Annotated in this window: 19 protein-coding genes; 9 read left to right on the forward strand and 10 right to left on the reverse strand. The window is 34.9% G+C overall.

Annotation, left to right across the window (positions count from 1 at the left end; genetic code table 11):
• Window positions 1-349: 349 nt before the first annotated feature.
• The gene (gene hemA / locus LUA86_RS13050; RefSeq protein ID WP_231463407.1) at window positions 350-1,576 is read right to left on the reverse strand and encodes a glutamyl-tRNA reductase; all 1,227 of its coding nucleotides are present in this window, start codon (window positions 1,574-1,576) and stop codon (window positions 350-352) included.
• A 215-nt stretch (window positions 1,577-1,791) separates the two neighbouring features.
• Window positions 1,792-2,013, reverse strand: a complete 222-nt coding sequence (locus LUA86_RS13055) for a YtxH domain-containing protein (RefSeq protein WP_231463409.1) — start codon at window positions 2,011-2,013, stop codon at window positions 1,792-1,794.
• Window positions 2,014-2,071: 58 nt separating this feature from the next.
• Here LUA86_RS13055 and LUA86_RS13060 point away from each other — a divergent pair, with 58 nt between their 5' ends.
• On the forward strand, window positions 2,072-2,896 hold the full coding sequence (locus tag LUA86_RS13060; protein ID WP_231463411.1) for a S9 family peptidase: 825 nt from the start codon (window positions 2,072-2,074) through the stop codon (window positions 2,894-2,896).
• A gap of 108 nt (window positions 2,897-3,004) precedes the next feature.
• Here the strand turns inward: LUA86_RS13060 and LUA86_RS13065 are convergent, their stop codons facing one another.
• The 6 genes from LUA86_RS13065 to LUA86_RS13090 all read right to left on the reverse strand — a co-directional run bounded on the left by LUA86_RS13065 (window position 3,005) and on the right by LUA86_RS13090 (window position 9,835).
• The gene (locus tag LUA86_RS13065; RefSeq protein ID WP_231463413.1) at window positions 3,005-4,279 is read right to left on the reverse strand and encodes a mechanosensitive ion channel family protein; all 1,275 of its coding nucleotides are present in this window, start codon (window positions 4,277-4,279) and stop codon (window positions 3,005-3,007) included.
• Between the two features lie 315 nt (window positions 4,280-4,594).
• Window positions 4,595-6,577: a (E)-4-hydroxy-3-methylbut-2-enyl-diphosphate synthase gene (gene ispG / locus LUA86_RS13070; protein ID WP_231463415.1), complete on the reverse strand. Its 1,983-nt coding sequence runs from the start codon at window positions 6,575-6,577 to the stop codon at window positions 4,595-4,597.
• Window positions 6,578-6,715: 138 nt separating this feature from the next.
• On the reverse strand, window positions 6,716-7,318 hold the full coding sequence (locus LUA86_RS13075) for an RDD family protein (protein WP_231463417.1): 603 nt from the start codon (window positions 7,316-7,318) through the stop codon (window positions 6,716-6,718).
• 141 nt (window positions 7,319-7,459) lie between these two features.
• On the reverse strand, window positions 7,460-8,440 hold the full coding sequence (locus LUA86_RS13080) for a LiaI-LiaF-like domain-containing protein (protein WP_231463419.1): 981 nt from the start codon (window positions 8,438-8,440) through the stop codon (window positions 7,460-7,462).
• Window positions 8,441-8,445: 5 nt separating this feature from the next.
• On the reverse strand, window positions 8,446-9,126 hold the full coding sequence (locus tag LUA86_RS13085; RefSeq protein WP_231463421.1) for a PspC domain-containing protein: 681 nt from the start codon (window positions 9,124-9,126) through the stop codon (window positions 8,446-8,448).
• A 19-nt stretch (window positions 9,127-9,145) separates the two neighbouring features.
• Window positions 9,146-9,835 (reverse strand): SDR family oxidoreductase, encoded by a 690-nt coding sequence (locus tag LUA86_RS13090; protein ID WP_231463423.1) that lies wholly within the window; start codon window positions 9,833-9,835, stop codon window positions 9,146-9,148.
• A 143-nt stretch (window positions 9,836-9,978) separates the two neighbouring features.
• On the opposite strand from LUA86_RS13090, the gene LUA86_RS13095 reads away from it, so the two are divergent.
• From LUA86_RS13095 to msrA, 8 genes are all read left to right on the forward strand, one after another.
• Window positions 9,979-10,713: an ABC transporter permease gene (locus LUA86_RS13095; RefSeq protein ID WP_132403625.1), complete on the forward strand. Its 735-nt coding sequence runs from the start codon at window positions 9,979-9,981 to the stop codon at window positions 10,711-10,713.
• Window positions 10,713-11,465, forward strand: a complete 753-nt coding sequence (locus LUA86_RS13100) for an ABC transporter ATP-binding protein (RefSeq protein ID WP_231463425.1) — start codon at window positions 10,713-10,715, stop codon at window positions 11,463-11,465. The genes LUA86_RS13095 and LUA86_RS13100 overlap by 1 nt, the downstream gene beginning before the upstream one ends.
• A gap of 44 nt (window positions 11,466-11,509) precedes the next feature.
• A complete protein-coding gene (locus LUA86_RS13105; RefSeq protein ID WP_231463427.1) occupies window positions 11,510-11,725 on the forward strand; it encodes a DUF2281 domain-containing protein in 216 nt (71 codons plus the stop codon).
• A 70-nt stretch (window positions 11,726-11,795) separates the two neighbouring features.
• Complete coding sequence (locus LUA86_RS13110) at window positions 11,796-12,107, forward strand: type II toxin-antitoxin system VapC family toxin (protein WP_255713464.1); 312 nt, start codon at window positions 11,796-11,798, stop codon at window positions 12,105-12,107.
• Between the two features lie 4 nt (window positions 12,108-12,111).
• Complete coding sequence (locus LUA86_RS13115) at window positions 12,112-12,993, forward strand: class I SAM-dependent methyltransferase (RefSeq protein WP_231463429.1); 882 nt, start codon at window positions 12,112-12,114, stop codon at window positions 12,991-12,993.
• Window positions 12,994-13,090: 97 nt separating this feature from the next.
• On the forward strand, window positions 13,091-14,140 hold the full coding sequence (locus LUA86_RS13120) for a hypothetical protein (protein WP_231463431.1): 1,050 nt from the start codon (window positions 13,091-13,093) through the stop codon (window positions 14,138-14,140).
• Window positions 14,141-14,201: 61 nt separating this feature from the next.
• Window positions 14,202-15,611 (forward strand): hypothetical protein, encoded by a 1,410-nt coding sequence (locus LUA86_RS13125; protein ID WP_231463433.1) that lies wholly within the window; start codon window positions 14,202-14,204, stop codon window positions 15,609-15,611.
• A gap of 80 nt (window positions 15,612-15,691) precedes the next feature.
• On the forward strand, window positions 15,692-16,237 hold the full coding sequence (gene msrA / locus LUA86_RS13130) for a peptide-methionine (S)-S-oxide reductase MsrA (protein WP_231463434.1): 546 nt from the start codon (window positions 15,692-15,694) through the stop codon (window positions 16,235-16,237).
• Here msrA and LUA86_RS13135 read toward each other — a convergent pair.
• Both LUA86_RS13135 and pnuC read right to left on the reverse strand, forming a co-directional pair.
• Window positions 16,234-17,322, reverse strand: coding sequence for an acyl-CoA dehydrogenase family protein (locus LUA86_RS13135; protein ID WP_231463436.1), 1,089 nt, complete (start codon window positions 17,320-17,322; stop codon window positions 16,234-16,236). The two genes, msrA and LUA86_RS13135, sit on opposite strands and share 4 nt — an antisense overlap.
• Entirely contained in the window at window positions 17,322-17,945 is a 624-nt protein-coding gene (pnuC, locus tag LUA86_RS13140; protein ID WP_231463438.1) for a nicotinamide riboside transporter PnuC, read from the reverse strand. Before pnuC ends, LUA86_RS13135 begins: the two co-directional genes overlap by 1 nt.
• Between the last annotated feature and the right edge of the window lie 81 nt (window positions 17,946-18,026).

Consider the following 18,026-nt stretch of genomic DNA (forward strand, 5'->3'; position numbering starts at 1 on the left):
CAAATTCTTTTATCACATATTGATTTAAAGAGATTGCTTCGTTCCAAGCAAATGACGAGCGACCAAACAATGCCTCATGAGTGTCACTTAAGCGTTATGAAAGGTTTTTTATTTTCTTGTACAAACTTTACATTCTTAAACCAGATTGAAGTGAAAATACTTTTTGTTGCAGGTCTTCGACAAGCTCAAACTGACACTGACAAAAGGATTGAAACGCCTGCCTGCCGGAGGGCAGGAAGAGCAGGACTGAAATAACCGATAAGTATAGAAACTTCCTTTTCTAATTATTTTACAATTTAAGAAGAGTGAGTAAATATAAGCTTAGCTTAGCGCTCTTTGCGGTTAAACCCTAAGATTCTTTGACCAAAATTTCTTTGGCCATAATCATCGGTACGGAAATATATTTCTTTTCCATGTAGTTCATTACACGCTCTAAAACTTCACGAGATGCTTCATCCATCTGGCTAATTTCATCGGCAAACACACCATTTATAGCTGTGTTTTTGATTTCCTTAATTTTACGTGGAACTTCTTGCATGGCAAGTTCTATACGACGTTGTTTTAAAACGGTAAAAAACTCGGCAATATTTGCGGTGATAATATCTTCGGCGTGAACCAACTCGTTATAACGCTCTTGAATATTTTTACGGGCAACTTCTTTTAATGATTCTACCTCAATATAATGAATTGGATTGTTGTGAACCACAGCTGGTGCTACATCATTTGGGATAGCTAAATCGACAATTACTTTTTTGCCTGTATCGCCATTCAGCAATTTAGCATAAAGTTTTTCATCAATAATTGCTTCGGTAGAGCCAGTACAAGTAATGATTACATCAAAACCTTCAGTAAAATTCTCGAGCTCGGTTAAGGCGTAAGCTTTACCGTTTAGTTCTTCGGCAAGTGTCTCTGCTTTAGAAAGTGTACGGTTAAAAATTGAAAAATTGGAGTATTTATGCTTATTAAGGTATTTTGCAATATTTTGGTTGGTTTCGCCGGCACCAATAATTAATACGCGTGAGTTACCACACATATTTAATTCTTTAAGCTTGCGATAAGCCAATGAAACAACAGAAACCGGATTTTTTGAAATATTGGTATGCGTATAAACCTCTTTAGCAGTTTTAACTACTCTATCCATTATCATACGCATATAATCGCCGGTAAAACCTGCATCGCGGCAATTTTCGTAAGCTTTACGTATTTGAGCAAGGATTTCCTTCTCGCCAACAACCAAGCTTTCTAAAGAACAAGATGTTCTTAATAAATGATTGAAAGCCTCTTCGTTTTCATAAACCGTAACGTTATCAAGGAAACGCTCCATAAATTCTGGAGGCAAACCCATATCTAAAACGGTAAGAAATTTAGTTACAAATTCTTTATCCGTGATTTCTTTGGTAAGAAAAACGAATTCTACACGGTTACAGGTACCAATGTAGAAAATTTCGCTAACGGGAAGTTCCGCTTGAAGATTTTTCAATCTGCTCTCTAAACTCTGATCACAAATAACCAACTTTCCTAAGGATTGTAAGTCGATGTGATGATGCGTAAAAGCTATTACTTTTAAATATTCCAAGTGCTTCCGTTATTAACTATTATCGGGATACAAAAGTAACAGGCTTGGTGAATGTCACCGTCATTAATCTGTAATTTACATCAATTTAGAACGGTTTTAAATAGATGCAAAAGAATGACAAAGCCTTTTTTAATGAAAGGAGATGTAAAATAACCTGGTTTAAAAAAAATAGACAAGGTATAAAACCCTGCCTATTCCAAAATTAAACAAGACAATTACTCTTTATCTTTTGATGTCAAATCTCCCCACTTTTCCTCAGCATCGTTCTTTAATTCTTCGGCTTTAACTTTGGTATCTTCCCAAATGTCTTCAGCTTTATCTTTCACATCATCAATCACATCTTCGGCTTTTTCTTTAAATTCGTTAAATTTATCCTTTAAATTATCAAAAAATCCGTTTTCTTGTTCTGGATTTGGTGTTTGGTTTTCTGTTGTCATAGCTTTTATTTTCACAAGATAAGACAAACACTATTCCAATAAATATTGTTAAAACACTATGATAACACAAAGCAATTTTAGCCTTAGCGGTGCAGACGGAAAATTAATTATTGGCGACATAACATTTGATGAAATTAATCCAAATGCTCCAATTATACTTTTCGTTCACGGATTTAAAGGTTTTAAAGATTGGGGTGCACACAATCTTGTTGCCCGATATTTTGCAGCTAATGGCTACCGCTATATTAAATTTAATTTATCGCACAGCGGAGTTCCGGCCGATAACCCAAAAGATGTTAGCGACATAAATGCATTTGCAGAAAACACTTTTTCAAAAGAGCTTTTTGATGTTAATGCTGTGCTGGATTTTATAGAAAAATCTTTCGGCAAAGAAGCGAAAGTAAATATTATTGGGCACAGCCGTGGTGGTGGTTTGGCGATAATCGAAGCCGCTAACGACTTACGCATTGGCAAATTAATTACCTGGAGCGCCATATCAAGTTTTAATAGTCTTTGGAAAAAAGATCAAGAAGCGGAATGGAAAAGCAACGGAAAGATATATGTAACCAATGCCAGAACGAAAGAGCAAATGCCTTTAAATGTTTCTCTTTTAAAAGATTTTGAAGAAAATGCTGCAACGCTAAATATTTTGAGAGCAGCCAAAAGAGTAAATATACCTTGGTTAATTATTCAAGGAGATGATGATGTAAACGTTCCTTTTGAAAATGCACAGAAATTAGCTGATGCAAATACAAATAGCAGATTGGTAAGAATTGAAGGCGCAAATCATGTTTATGGTGCAACACATCCGTTTGAGAGTGGAACTTTGCCGCCGCTTTTGTTTAAGGTTTGTGAGAAGGTTTTAATGTTTTTAGGAGAATAAGCTACATTACTAATTTTTTCCATCTGAGAAATTGAAAAAAAATAAGAAGAAGCGAGCTTAAATAACCTTTAAAGTTAAATGTTAAAACCTTTTTTTGGAAGTTGAACGCTAATCATTACCTCTACCAACAAAGCCTCTCATATCGCTTCCGCTTGGGCTTTGGAAAATTTCTAAATCAAAATAAGGAACAGCAGCCAATAAATGATCGAAAATATCTGCCGCCACTTCTTCAAATCTTTTTAAGGCTTTTTCTTTTGAGAATACATAAATTTCGATAGGTAAGCCGTTTTCTGTAGCCTGCAACTGGCGAACCATAAAGGTTAAATCTGTATTAATGTATGGGTTACTTTCAAGGTATTTTTCTGCGTAAACCCTAAAAGTTCCAATATTTGTCATGTGCCTACCATTAACCAGGTTATTTGGATCTACGGTGTTTTCGGCATTAAAAATTTCTATTTGTTTTTGCGTTTCGCGAATATAATCTTTCAAAAAATCGATACTTTTTAGTCGATTAATTAAATCCTCATCACAAAATTTTATACTCGAAATTTTAATGTTTATGTGCCTTTTAATTCTTCTACCTTCACTTTCTTCCATTGCCCGCCAATTTTTAAACGATTCACTTACAATGGCATAACTCGGCACAATGGTTACTGTTTTATCCCAGTTTCTAACTTTAATGGTGGTTAAATTGATTTCCGTAACTTCACCATCCGCCCCATATTTTTCAACGGTAATCCAATCGCCAGCACGAACTAAATCAATTGCACTCATTTGCACAGAAGCAACAAAGCCTAAAATCGGATCGCGAAATACCAGAATTAAAACTGCTGTTACGGCTCCAAAACCACCAAAAACATAAAGCGGCGATTGACCAAGAATTATAGATAGAATTAAAACAAAACCTAAAATATAAATGATGATTTTAGCGACCTGTTTATAACTTCTTATGGGTTTATCAGCATATTTACGCGATGCCTCCATAATGGAAACCATGGCATTTAAAAACGCATTAATTGCAAACATAGTGGCTAAAACCACATAAATTTTTGAGATAATTAAAGCATAGAAAAGCCAGTCTTTAAAATCCACAAACACAAAAGGAACTGCATTGTAAATTATATATGCGCCGAAAATTAAAGCAAAAGCCCTGAAAACCCTAAACTCGAACAGCGCATTCTGCCAATCGCGTTTGGTTTTTGCGCTTTTTACAACAAAAATAAATACTTGCCGGGTTAAAAAAATGGTGATGAAAAGAAATAGAATTACACCAATTATTCCAATAAAAAAATAAGAATAAATTAAATCTCCACCAGATAAATCTTTTTCAATAAGCCAATTCCTGAATTCGCTAAATATGGTTTGAAAGGTTGGAATATTCATTGAGGTAATTTAGTTTTTAATGGCTAGTTATTAAATTGTGTGCAGTTAATAAAGAAATTGCATAAGCAATTATTTTCGCATTGCTTATACACCCTACTGAGCCTAAGCATTATCTCTTCGTTCTACTAAAATCGGCCTAACAAATTTTTTGGAATCCACTGACCAAGCCACAGTACAAACTCTAATATAAAAATTTTAAGCCGACACTTTTTTTTCTTTTGGTGTCAAAAGAAAAAAAACCGTCTGGCTAATACAAATAGTAAAACTTTCTATTTACAATCTACAAATGGATTGGAATAGAAAACGAAAAAACAATTAAACTTTCTCAACCCAATTTCCATCACCTTTAATAATTTCAATAAGCTCATCTAAAGCAAAAGCAGTATTTACATTTTTCTTTACAACTTCTTGTCCTCGGTATAAGGTAATTTTATCTGGGCCTGTACCTACATAACCATAATCGGCATCTGCCATTTCGCCTGGTCCGTTAACAATGCAGCCCATTATTCCAATTTTCAGGCCTTTTAAATGATCCGTTCTTGAACGAATCAATTGTGTAGTTTCTTGTAAATCAAAAAGCGTTCTACCGCAACTTGGACAAGATATGTATTCTGTTTTACTGATTCGGGTTCTGGTTGCCTGTAAAATACCAAAGCTTGTAGAATTTATTAAAGCTAAATCCTGCCCCATGGCATCAATCCAAACGCCATCGCCGAAACCATCAGTTAGTAGAGCACCTAAATCTGTTGATGCATAAAGCTGAAGATTATCAGCACCTAAGTTTTCGTAACTTCTTTTAATGATAACCGGAATTTGAATATTCTTTTCTTGCAAAGCGATAAAAAACGCTCTTTGTTCTGCCATACCGTGGCTGGCTGATGTTTTTAGTACCAGCACAACATTACGTAATTGGTGAAGTGAAATATGATTAAATTCTGTGGCATCAATTTCTACAAAGTTTAAATGTTCATCCTTTACAGCAGTGCTGTTAAAATCATCAATAGAAATAAGCGGATGGCAATTATTTTTATCCTGAAGTTTTAGCCAGGTCTGGTAATTGTAAACTTGTTTTAAATTCCCCGGAAAAGAAAAAGAGGGAAGATTATCGCCTAAAAAAGCTAAATCACAAGCCTGGTCTGCCAGGTTATATTTATCTAAGCCCGCACTATAATTATAACCGATTGCATTTAAAAAATATGGGTCTTTAAGATTTTCTTTTGTTACATCAATCATCACTACCGGATGGTAATGGCCTCCAATATGTTGAACCGATTCGGTAATTCTTCGGGAATATTGGTATGGATTGTAAGTTGGTGATTGTTCTTCAACAAGCTCGGGATGAATTACAACAGTGCTACTTTCAACTTTAAGCTTTTGACTTTCAGCTCTATTCAAATATCTATCGGCCAAAGCTTTTGCAACCGGCGCCTCAAATTCCGGGTCTTCGGTTAACGAAACCCGAATGGTATCACCCAAACCATCTTCCAACAAGGTTCCAATCCCCACTGCCGATTTAATACGACCATCTTCACCATCACCCGCTTCGGTTACGCCTAAGTGTAAAGGATAATTCATACCCTCTTTAACCATTGTTTCAACCAGTAAGCGATAGGCCTGAACCATCACCTGCGTGTTGCTGGCCTTCATTGAGATAACCAAATTGTAATAGTTTTCGGCTTCGGACATGCGGATAAATTCCATTGCAGATTCTACCATTCCACGAGGGGTATCGCCATAATGGCTCATAATCCTATCAGAAAGTGAACCATGGTTTGTACCGATACGCATAGCTGTACCGTATTCCTTACAAATTTTAATCAGCGGAATAAATTTTTTATTAATTCTTTCAAGCTCAGCATTGTAAGCGTCTTGTGTATATTCTAAATTCTCAAATTTCTTTTTATCAGCGTAGTTACCTGGATTTACACGGACTTTTTCTACAATCCTGGCTGCCATTTCAGCAGCATTTGGTGTAAAGTGTATATCAGCAATTAATGGAACATCGAATCCGCGAAAGCGAAGTTCCTTTTTGATGTTGGCTAAATTTTCGGCTTCTTTAATGCTTGGTGCGGTAATACGAACATAATCACAACCCGATTCAACCATTCTGATGGTTTGTTCTACGGTACCAAGGGTGTCCATGGTATCAGTAGTTGTCATCGATTGGATACGAATTGGATTATGACCGCCTAAAGCGATATCACCAATTTTTACTTCGCGGGTTAAAAACCTCGAATATTGCGTTAAACTGTTGCAATAACCACCTTTTAGCGCTTGATTTGCCAATATATTTTCCATGCGATTGCAAAGATATAGATAGAATATTGAATGAGAGAATTTTGAATGAGAGAATGAATGAACTTAAGGGTAGAATGACTGAATTTTGGATTAGTGAATATTACAAGTAATCACCAGAAAAAAATCACCAAATAATTATTAAATCAACCTATCTTTTATCACCAGGCTATTTGCAGCTATATCGTGCCAGCATTGATTTTTTTTATTGAGGAAACTATAGAAATATCCAAAAAAAACAGGGACTACAGATAAAATTTTGGAGAAATTACGAGCAAAAGAACGAGCAAAAGAAAGTCTTGAACCTTCTAAATCGGTTACTTTAATATTCACCAATCTTTTTCCTAATGTGGCTTGCCTTTTAGATGATTCTGCGAAAATCCCATAAATCAACTTAAAAATAAAAATTAGTGGAAGAGGCGTTACAAATGCCATAATGCGTTGGTCTTTACCTTCTATAAAAGCAAAGCTGATTAAAATACAAACGCAATAAATGATGAAAATAAGGAAATGATCTATAACTGATGCCAGTAATCTTAAATCGAAACCAGCAAAATACTGAGGAGCGGTTTTTTGGTGACTAAAACCAAGAAGCTCACGCAATTCTGGCATTGCATGAGCTTCTTTATAATCATCCATCCCTGGTTTACGGATAAATGTAGTAGGTGTAATATTTAGTTGCGCAAGTTCTGATAAACTATATGGCCCTTGTGGTTTGCCATTTATTACAACTGTGTATTCCATTGAATTATACGCTTTAAATAGTAAGTTTTAAGTATTGCGAGAACAACACCATAGTTAAATCTTCAATCAAGACTTCGGCAACGTTAAGTGCGCTTAAAATTAACGCATTCAACGTAGAACTTATAACGTAAAACTTATAACTTAATACCTTGATACTTCAAAGTTACTTAAACCGCCATCCAAATTAATAAATATTTTTTTGGTTGATGTTTTGTAATTCGAGGTTTCATAAACGCCATCACTTAATTTCTCAAAACCAGAAAAATCTTTTGCTGATAAACCGGTTTTAGTTTTGATACGACAGCCAGAATTTGTAGGGATTTTAATTTTTACATCGGCTACGCCAGATTTTACAACGACATCAGCTATCGGCAGTAAATCACCCATTTTTATTTCTAAAGAAGCTGCCCCACCATCAAAACGGAATGAACGTACTTTATAATGCTCAAAATCAAAATCGGCCTCGCCTGCACCTAACTTCATGTTTATATCCCAGTTTGGCGCTTTGTTTAATTTAAAATCAACGTCATTTCCACCATCACCAAAGTTCCATTTATTGTTTTTGCCATCCATTTTAAAGTTTAAAACTGTAGCAGAATCAGTAAGTTGTTTAACTAATGAAAAGTTGCTGTGTCGCTTTTTCTTCACCTCGGCATTTATCAAATCTGAGGTTTCTCCATCAAGATTAAAAGAAATTCCGCCTCCGGATATATTTAAAATTGTTTTTTTAGTGCTGTCTATTGCATTAAAAGCTTCCGAGAAATTCAGATTATTACGAACCGTATCTTCATCATTGTCTGTGTCGTTATCATTATCATCATCAATAGTGATATCTACATCATTTTTGTACTTATTTCCAAACCAATTACCACGCTCTGGTCGCTCCTGGCCTTTTACAAATAGAAAAGATAGTGTTATAACCAATACACCTATTGAAATAATGCTGCCAGTTTGCGAATTGTTTTTGTTAAAAAGTATGTTTAAACCAGCAATTATTAAAAACACTGGCCAAAAATGCCAAACGTTGCGCCAGTAAAAAGTAATTACGTTAAAGTTTTCCAGCAAGAGTACACCACCAATAAAAAGCAGTAAAATACCCCAAATTAATCTATCTAATTTCATAATATTTATACCTGAGGGTTAACGGGATTTGAATTATTTTCATCTTTTGGAGCAACAGTTTCTTCAACAATAACTGCATCTGTAACCGTTTCAGTTGTTGGCTCAGTTGCCGGAGCTTGTTGATTTTGAAATGCAGCCCAATCATTTTTTCTTTTGGCTTTTGCGATAATGCTAATACCTAATACAATGAAGATTACTGGCCAGAAATTTCTGAAGCGAAACCAATCCGGAATAAAATCTAGCTCTCTCATTAAAAAGAAACAGCCAATAACAAGTAAAACCAAACCACCAATTGTACGTCCGGTATCGTTAGGTTTGCTGTATTTACTAAAATCGGCATGGCTTTCAAATGGCGCTTTTTGAGTATCATTTAATGGTTGATTCCAATTTGTATTAGTTGACCCAACCGGACCAGTAAAAGGTGCTCCAGTACCAAAGGGTTGTGCACTCGGATTATTTTTTAAATAATCATTAAACTTTGAGAATTTGGCAGCCGGATCATTATTTACCGGAACAATAATCCACATAATTATATAGGCAATGAGTCCGCCACCTGCAAAAAATATTGCAGATAATACAAACAACAACCTTACTATGGTTACTTCTACCTGCATATATTCTGCAAGACCCGAAGCTACACCGGCAATCATTTTATCGTGTTCGTTTCTAAAAAGCTTCTTTTCCATAACGTTTTTCATTTTGTGTTTAAAAATCGAGCGGAGTGATTAGAACTTCATCAACGTTTACACCTTTACTTAAGTTTAAAATGGTAAACAAAGTTTCTGCAATATCTTCGGGCTGTACAAATTTTTCATCCGGGATTGTTGTTCCTTCCCAGGATGATGTTTTGGTTGAACCCGGCAAAAAGGCAGTTACTTTTACGTTGTGTGGTGCTAACTCTTGCCGCAATACATGATTAAGACTTAACATCGCTGCTTTTGTTACACTATAACTCCCACCATTTTTTACAGGCATTTTACTCGCTACCGAGCAGATGTTAAATATGTGCCCTCGTTTAGCTGAACGCATCTTTTTACCAAAAAATTTACTGATGTAATAAGATGAATTCAAATTCAACTGTTGTTGTTTTTCAAAAACTTCATCATCCTCATCAAGCATGCTGCCCGGCAAAAAAGCACCTACATTGTTAACCAAAACATCAACAAAACCAAAATCTTTATCCAGTTGATTTAAAAAACCATAAACCTCATTCTTATCGGCACAATCTGCAGCATAAATTAAAACAGTTCGCCCTGTTGATAGCAGTTCTTCTCTTAAACTTTCGAGTTCTTTTTGATTTCTGGCGATAAGTGCCAAATCATAGCCATTTTGCCATAACTTAATTGCAATTGCTTTTCCAATTCCTTTTGTAGCGCCAGTTATTAAAGCTTTCATGTGTCGCGGTTTAGTTTTTGTAAGCAAAAAACCATATTTATAATCAAAACCACGAATATTTTTGCAATTAACAATTGCTACAACTTTTTTATCGTTTCTTTGTAGTATTATAACATACATTTAAATTAAGCAACACATACGGAATGAATTTTACCAATTTCGGCAGGTATATACTGCTACTCAAATCTGTATTCAGGAAGCCGGAGAAACTGAAGATATATTTAAAGGAAATAGCCAAACAGATGGATTATGTTGGAGTTGGTTCGCTGGGTTTAATTGCAATCATTTCTACTTTTATCGGTGCAGTAATGACTTTGCAAATCGCCTTCCAGTTAGTTAGCGATTTTATTCCTAAAACCATTATTGGTTCTGTAAACCGAGATTCGAGCATACTTGAACTAAGCCCAACCATTAGTGCAATTGTTTTAGCTGGTAAAATTGGTTCTGCAATTTCATCAGAAATTGGCTCCATGCGGGTTACCGAGCAAATTGATGCCCTCGAGATTATGGGTATAAATGCACCTGGTTATTTAATTCTTCCAAAAATTATTTCAGGCATAACAATGGTTCCAATGTTGGTCATTATTTCTATGTTCTTAAGTATTTCTGGTGGTTATATTGGCGGTTCAATTTCTGGAGCAGTAACGCCTGCAGAATATATTCAAGGTATTACAACTGATTTTAATCCATACACAATTGTTGTCGCCTTGGTTAAAGCATTTGTATTTGGATTTATCATTACGTCAGTTCCGGCTTACGAAGGTTTTTACGTACGCGGTGGCGCATTAGAAGTTTCACAAGCAAGTACAAGAGCAGTTGTTATTAGCTGTATTTCAATTCTAGTTTGCGATTATTTAGTTACCCAATTATTATTGTAATGATTGAAATTAAAGATATATACAAGTCCTTCTCCGGAAATGAAGTTTTAAAAGGCATTTCTGGTAAGTTTGAAGAAGGCGTTACAAATCTTATCATCGGTGGCTCAGGTTCGGGTAAAACAACATTACTTAAATGTATGGTTGGTTTACATCAGCCAGATTCTGGCTCTGTTTTATACGATGGACGTGATTTTACACCAATGACTTACGAGCAACGTATAGATGTTCGTAAAGAAATAGGCATGCTTTTTCAGGGTTCGGCACTTTTTGATAGTATGACAGTGGAAGACAATATTATGTTTCCGTTGAATATGTTTACAGACCAAACCCGTAGTGAAAAGATAGATAGAGTTAATTTCTGCCTCGAACGGGTTAATCTGGCTGGTAAAAATAAATTGTTCCCGGCTGAATTATCAGGTGGTATGAAAAAGCGTGTGGGTATTGCCCGTGCAATTTCGATGAATCCAAAATATTTGTTCTGTGATGAGCCCAACTCTGGTTTAGACCCAAAAACATCAATTGTAATTGATGAACTTATTCAGGAATTAACAGAAGAATTTAAAACCACCACCATTGTTGTTACACACGATATGAACTCTGTAATGGGAATTGGTGATTACATTTTATTCTTACACGAAGGAAAGAAATTTTGGGAAGGCAGTAACAAAGAAATCGCCCATACAGATATTAAAGAACTAAATGACTTCGTTTTCGCCAGCCGCTTTATGAAAGCAGCCAAAGATAAATTTTAATAAAATTATTATATTTGTTTATGACTACGGCGACAAAAAACATCATGGATAAATTAGAAACCTTACCTAAAAATATGGTAAATGAGGTTGAAGATTTTATTGATTTTTTGAAAGCCAAGCATGCTAAGGATTCTGCAAAAATTTCTGATGTTCATAATGTAGTTGAAGAACCTAAAGGCTTATATGGTGCTGCGAAGGGTTTATTTATTATCCCTAAAGATTTTAATGAACCATTAGAAGATCTTACAGACTTTATGTAATGCGATATTTGATTGATACGCATATCTTTATTTCTCTTATTAACAATGAAGAAGATTTAATATTCGATATATCAGAGCAGTTGAAAATAAAGAAAATAAAATTTTCATCAGCGTTGCTAGTATTTGGGAAATTATAGTGAAAATTAATATTGGCAAATTAATTGTTACAAGAAGCATTCAAGAAATGTATGATGTAATAACCAGCTTTGGTATTACTATATTAAATTTTCAAAAATCAGATTTCGACAAATATTTAACGTTACCATTAATCCACAAAGATCCTTTTGATAGAATGATTATTTCGCAGGCATTAGCAAACGATTTAACATTAATAACTGATGACCAACACATCAAAAATTACCCAAGCTTAAAGTTATTTTAATTACATGATACAATTACTTGCCCCAACCCATTGGAAAGATTACGAACTTATTGATTGTGGGGATTTCGAAAAATTAGAACGTTTTGGAACCGCAATTTTAATACGTCCGGAGCCACAAGCAGTTTGGAAAAAAACACTATCTGAACAGGAATGGAAGAAAAGGGCAAATATTACATTTAGAGGCCGTTCTGCAACATCTGGAGAGTGGGTTAAGAAAAATCAAAATATTCCGGATAGATGGCATGTAGAATATAAAAACAATGAAGTTGCTATTAAATTACGCCTGGGCTTAACCTCATTTAAACATGTTGGCGTTTTCCCCGAGCAGGCTGTTAACTGGGATTATATTTCTTCATCAATTAAGAAATTTAAAACACCCCAACCAAAAGTATTAAACCTATTTGCTTACACTGGTGCCGCTTCTTTAATTGCAAATGCTGCTGGCGCAGAAACTACCCATGTAGATTCTATAAAACAAGTTGTAACCTGGGCTAACGAAAATCAGGAACTTTCTGGTTTAAAAAATACCCGTTGGATGGTTGAAGATGCTTTAAAATTTGTTAAAAAAGAACTTAAAAGAGGCAAAAAATACAACGGCATCATCTTAGATCCACCTGCTTATGGCCATGGTCCGAATGGAGAAAAGTGGAAATTAGAAGACCATATACAGGAAATGATGCAGGATGTTGTTCATCTCCTCGATGAGAAAGAACATTTTCTTATTCTAAATACATATTCATTAGGTTTCTCATCTGTTATTGTAGAAAACTTAATCAGAACATCTTATCCATCTGTTAAAAATTTAGAAACCGGCGAATTATATTTACAGGCAAGTGAAGGTGTAAAACTTCCACTTGGTGTTTTCGGTAAATTCTGTAATGTGTAAATGTTAATTATTTTATTTTGAACTCTCAATTTTCCGTTATAATTTCATCCCAAACAGATTCGGAAAAACTGTCTAAAACTTAACCTAAACTATATCTATGAAATTTCCAAAATTAACCGGCACAGTAGTGTTGGGTTTTGCCGCAATAAGCTTGTTTGCTAATTGCAATTCTGATGGCAAAAGCGGTGGCGGCATTGGTAAAATCTTTTCTACTGATACGACAAAGAAAAAAACGGACTCAGCTGTAAATGTAATGAAACCAGTTGATCCTAAACTTTATGATTCATTAGTTAAAAAACTATCTATAACAGATACTACTGGCAAATGGCCAGTCAAAAACCAGCCTTATCCGCTGGCTGGCGCAATTTTACCTTTTAAAAGAATTGTTGTTTATTACGGTAATTTACATTCAAAAAAAATGGGTGCTCTAGGTGAGTACGCTCCAAAAGAGATGTGGCAACGCCTAAATACAGAAGTTAAACGTTGGGAAAAAGCAGATCCTACTACTCCGGTGCAACCTGGTTTGCATTATATTGCAGCAGTAGCAAGTGGTACACCTGGTAGAGATGGTAAATACATCAACCGCATGGGAAACAAACAGATTGATTCTGTTTTAAAAATTGCCAAAATGCAACCAAATACCATTGTGTTTTTAGATTTGCAGGTTGCACTAAGCACCATAAAAGCAGAATTACCTCACATCGAAAAATATTTAGAGTTACCTTATGTTCATTTAGGTATCGACCCTGAGTTTTCGATGAAAGATGGTTCTTTACCTGGTAAAAAAATAGGAACCTATGATGCTGCAGATATAAATTATGTTACCGGTTATTTAGCTGACATTGTGAAAAAGCATAACCTTCCTCCTAAAGTTTTTGTATTACATCGTTTTACAAAAAAAATGGTAACAAACTCTCAAAATATAAAACTTCGTCCGGAAGTACAGGTGGTAATACACATGGATGGATGGGGAGAACCAGAACTGAAAAAAGGAACATACAGGCATTTCATTTTTTCGGAACCTGTTCAGTTTACCGGATTTAAATTGTTTTACAAGAACGATTTGAAAAAGGCGCCAAACAGGTTGATGACGCCGGAGGAGCTTTTAAAGCTTACGCCTAAACCAATTTATATACAATACCAATAATAGTGAAAGCCCGCATACATCTGCGGGCTTTTTGTATATTAACCAAAATCTTTAAGCTCTTATGAAAACCAAATTAACCTCTTTAATCTTTGCAATTCTGCTTAGCGTAAATTGTTTAGCTCAAAAATTAAATACAGAATCTACATTGGCTAAAGCTGTTGAACAGTCTGTTAAAAAAGTAAAACCTGTTCTTTTAATTGTTTCGCCACCAAGTATAACCGCACCAGTAACGCCTTTAGGTGCAAAAGTAGATTTTAGTTCTGCCTTTGATGATGCTGAAATAATAAAAAGAATAAATGAAAATTTTATCGCTTACAAAACAGTCATGACTGATACTTCCATTAGAAGTATTTTATCAAAATCGGCAACTAGCACTTTCCCTGCTTATATATTTCTACGCTCTAATAAGGAAGTATTTTTTAAAGATTTTGGCAATTCGAAATCGCAGAGCAGATACATATTGATGCTTGATAATGCTTTAAAGGCATGGAAAGAAAAATCATTATCAGAACTTGAACAGGAATATGCTGCTGATAAAAATGATGTACAATTACTCAAAAAATTGATTGATACCAGAAAGAAAATTGGCATAAACAATAATGCAGAGTTGATAGAAGATTATGTACAAAATTTAAAAATTGAAGACTTTAACAATTATCAAACTGTATTATACATCCTTGAAGCCGGACCGCATATTGATGGAAATGCCTTTAAATTTGCTCATACTAATCGTAAATTAATTGATAGCATTTACAAGAGAGAACCTTTTGCCAAACGCTCAGCAATCAATAATTTCATGATTAATAATACCATGAATGATGCGATTAAAGCTAAAAATTTACAGAAAGCACAATCTGCAGCTAATTTTACAAGAGGCACCTGGACTAATGATTATGTGAGGGGGCAAAAAAGTTTCGACACGCAGATGATGCGCTACTATTTAGCTGTGAAAGATACGACCAGATACTTACAAACGGCTATATATCATTACGACAATTACTACATGAGAATCGGAGCCGATAGTATAAAGAGAATGGAAGCTAACGAGCGTAAAGCGATGGAAAAACGCGGCTTGCCTTCAATATTAAACCAAAACATCGTATCAAAAGAGAAAATGGATAGTTTAATGAAAGCTAAAGGCGCCACTTCGTATACACAATCTGTAATCTCCGTTGGCCCAACATCTACAAGCTATGCAAATGAACTAAATAATGCAGCTTACAAATTTTATGAGATTGGCACCAAAAACATTAACCATTTAAGCAAAGCGATGATTTGGAGCAGGCGTTCTATAGAATTAAATCCTATAAGTGGATATTATGATACACTCGCTCACATTTTATACCGTTTGGAATTTTATGAGGAAGCAATTAAAAATCAAAAACTCGCAATAGAAAAATCTAAAGCAGAAAATCGAGATAGCAAACATCTTCAGGAAGAGTTAAAGAAGATGAAAGACAGAAAGATATAACCGGAGCCCCCATAGCCAAAGCATGGGCGCTTTTCCTTTGCATAGTAAAACCATTTTATAAAAGATTACGTTTATTAACTATGCAAACAGCAATTTTTGGCGGCGGGTGCTTTTGGTGTACTGAAGCTGTATTTCAAACATTAAACGGTGTAGAACGGATAGTTTCTGGATACATGGGTGGTAATTTAAAACACCCAACTTATATGGAAATTTCTAATGGTGACACCGGACATGCCGAAGTTATTCAAATTGAATTTGATGAAAATGTCATTTCTTTTAAAGAATTACTGCTGGTGTTTTTTAAAACCCATACGCCAACATCGCTCAATAGGCAAGGTAATGACATCGGCGCTCAATACCGCTCCATAATTTTTTACAACAGTGATGAACAAAAACTACAAGCTGAAGAAATTATAAATAAATTAACCAAAGAAAATATATTTAAGAAGCCCATAATTACTGAACTCTCATTAGCAACTGATTTTTACGAGGCGGAAGATTATCATCAAAATTATTTTACAAAAAACGCAGGTAAGCCATACTGTGCTTTTGTTATCCAGCCAAAATTAGACAAACTACTTAAAGATTTTAAGGATAATATTAAGCCAGAAACGGTATCGCATTAATCAATAAAAGTTAATAAAGCATGCTGACTGGCAGTATGAATATCTCGCCAAACTCTGTTAATTTCAGTTTCCTTTTTTGCAGCCTCCAAGCCAGCGTATGGATATAACTTGGCGACAACCCTCCAACAGGTGTGGGCAAGTTTACGGCTTACATAGCTCAAATTATCTAAAGTATTGCTAGAAATAGAATGATTTACCTGTAATTCATCCCACGATTCATCAAAAGTTTTATAAAAGTTAAATCGAAGTTCTTCAACATCCTCCTTACAAGCTTTTAATTCTGATTTAAAGAACAAAAGCTGTTTCTCAGAATATCTTTTTAATCCGCTTCTTGTAAGAAAAGCTTCCTCAACCAAATCAATAAAATGATTTGTCATGCCTAAAGTATTTACTACAAGTGTAGTTTCTGCTAACTGTAAAAATGGATAATCAAATCCAGCTTCATCAAATTTGATATCGTTGTTTATTTTAAAAGTTCGGTTTGCTGGAACTTCTAAATTATTAACCTCAAAAGCATGACTACCAGTTGCAACTAAGCCAAAGTAAGACCATCCTGATAAAATTTGAACCTCATCTTTCTTTAAGATGAAAGACATAATTTTTGGGTTGCCATCTTCATCTAAAACATCTGTACCATCTTGATTTTTAATGATACAATTTGCTGTAAAAACGGTAGCATGCAAAGCGCCACTGGCATATTTCCAATGCCCTTTTAATAAATATCCATTTTCTATTTTAACTGCTGTGCCATCAACTGCTCCACTCCCGGCGAAGCAAACTGCTTTATCAGCAAAAACTTCTAGAGCCAGTTCGGGATTTAAAAAACCTGCAAACCATGCCGCTCCTGCACAAAGGGTGATGGTCCAGCCTAAACTACCATCTGCATAAGCAAGCGCTTCTTCTAACCTTAAAATTTCTGGAAGTTTCTTACCTGCACCACCGTAAGCTTCCGGTACAAATAGTTTAAACCAATTTTCCTGATAAGCAATCGCTAAAATTTCGGGATGGAGTTCACCGATTTTTTCTGATTGAGCGGCAAATTCTGCAACTGTTTTTTGCCAGTATGTATTCGTCAAAGTTTCCATTATACCCCAGCTTTTAATTTGTTTTTATTGATAATTTTTTTCCAATCGAAAAAACCAAATATGGCTACCACGAACAAAAAGATAGTTAAACAAGCCATTAAAGGAAGTTTTTTATGAAATAAAAGCGGGATAGCTACGATATTGGAAATATTTAGAAAAATCCAATTTTCTATTTTTCGTTTTGCCAAAAGCCACATTCCTGCCCAAGCCGTTGCCGAAACAAAGGCATCTAAAATTGGTACGTCAGAATCAGTATGATTTCGCAATGCGAAATAAAAGACGGCAAAGCCAACAGTTGAAATTAATACAGCTATCGTTAAATCTCTTTTTGAGCTCCAGGATACCTGATTTTCGCCTTCTTCTTTTCGTTTTTTCCAGATTATCCATCCATAAACACTCATTATAAGATAATAAATGCTCAGCAACATTTCTGCATAAAGTTTTACATTTAGCAAAAGAAACATCGATAACAAGATAGAAATTATGCCGGTTGGGTATAACCAGATATTATTTTTTTTAGCCAATAATACTTCTGAAACCCCAAAACCTACCGCAAACCACTCCACTATAGATGTATTTGCAATTTGCTCAACAAAAAGTTTAAACCAATCCTGAAAATTCATTTACAACACATGTTAAATAATTTGATTTACAGCAGAAATCTAGCTCCAAGCTGATGAATCAAAAAAATATAAAATAATTGA

This window comes from Pedobacter sp. Leaf132 (assembly GCF_920984695.1).
Classification (GTDB): Bacteria; Bacteroidota; Bacteroidia; order Sphingobacteriales; family Sphingobacteriaceae; genus Pedobacter.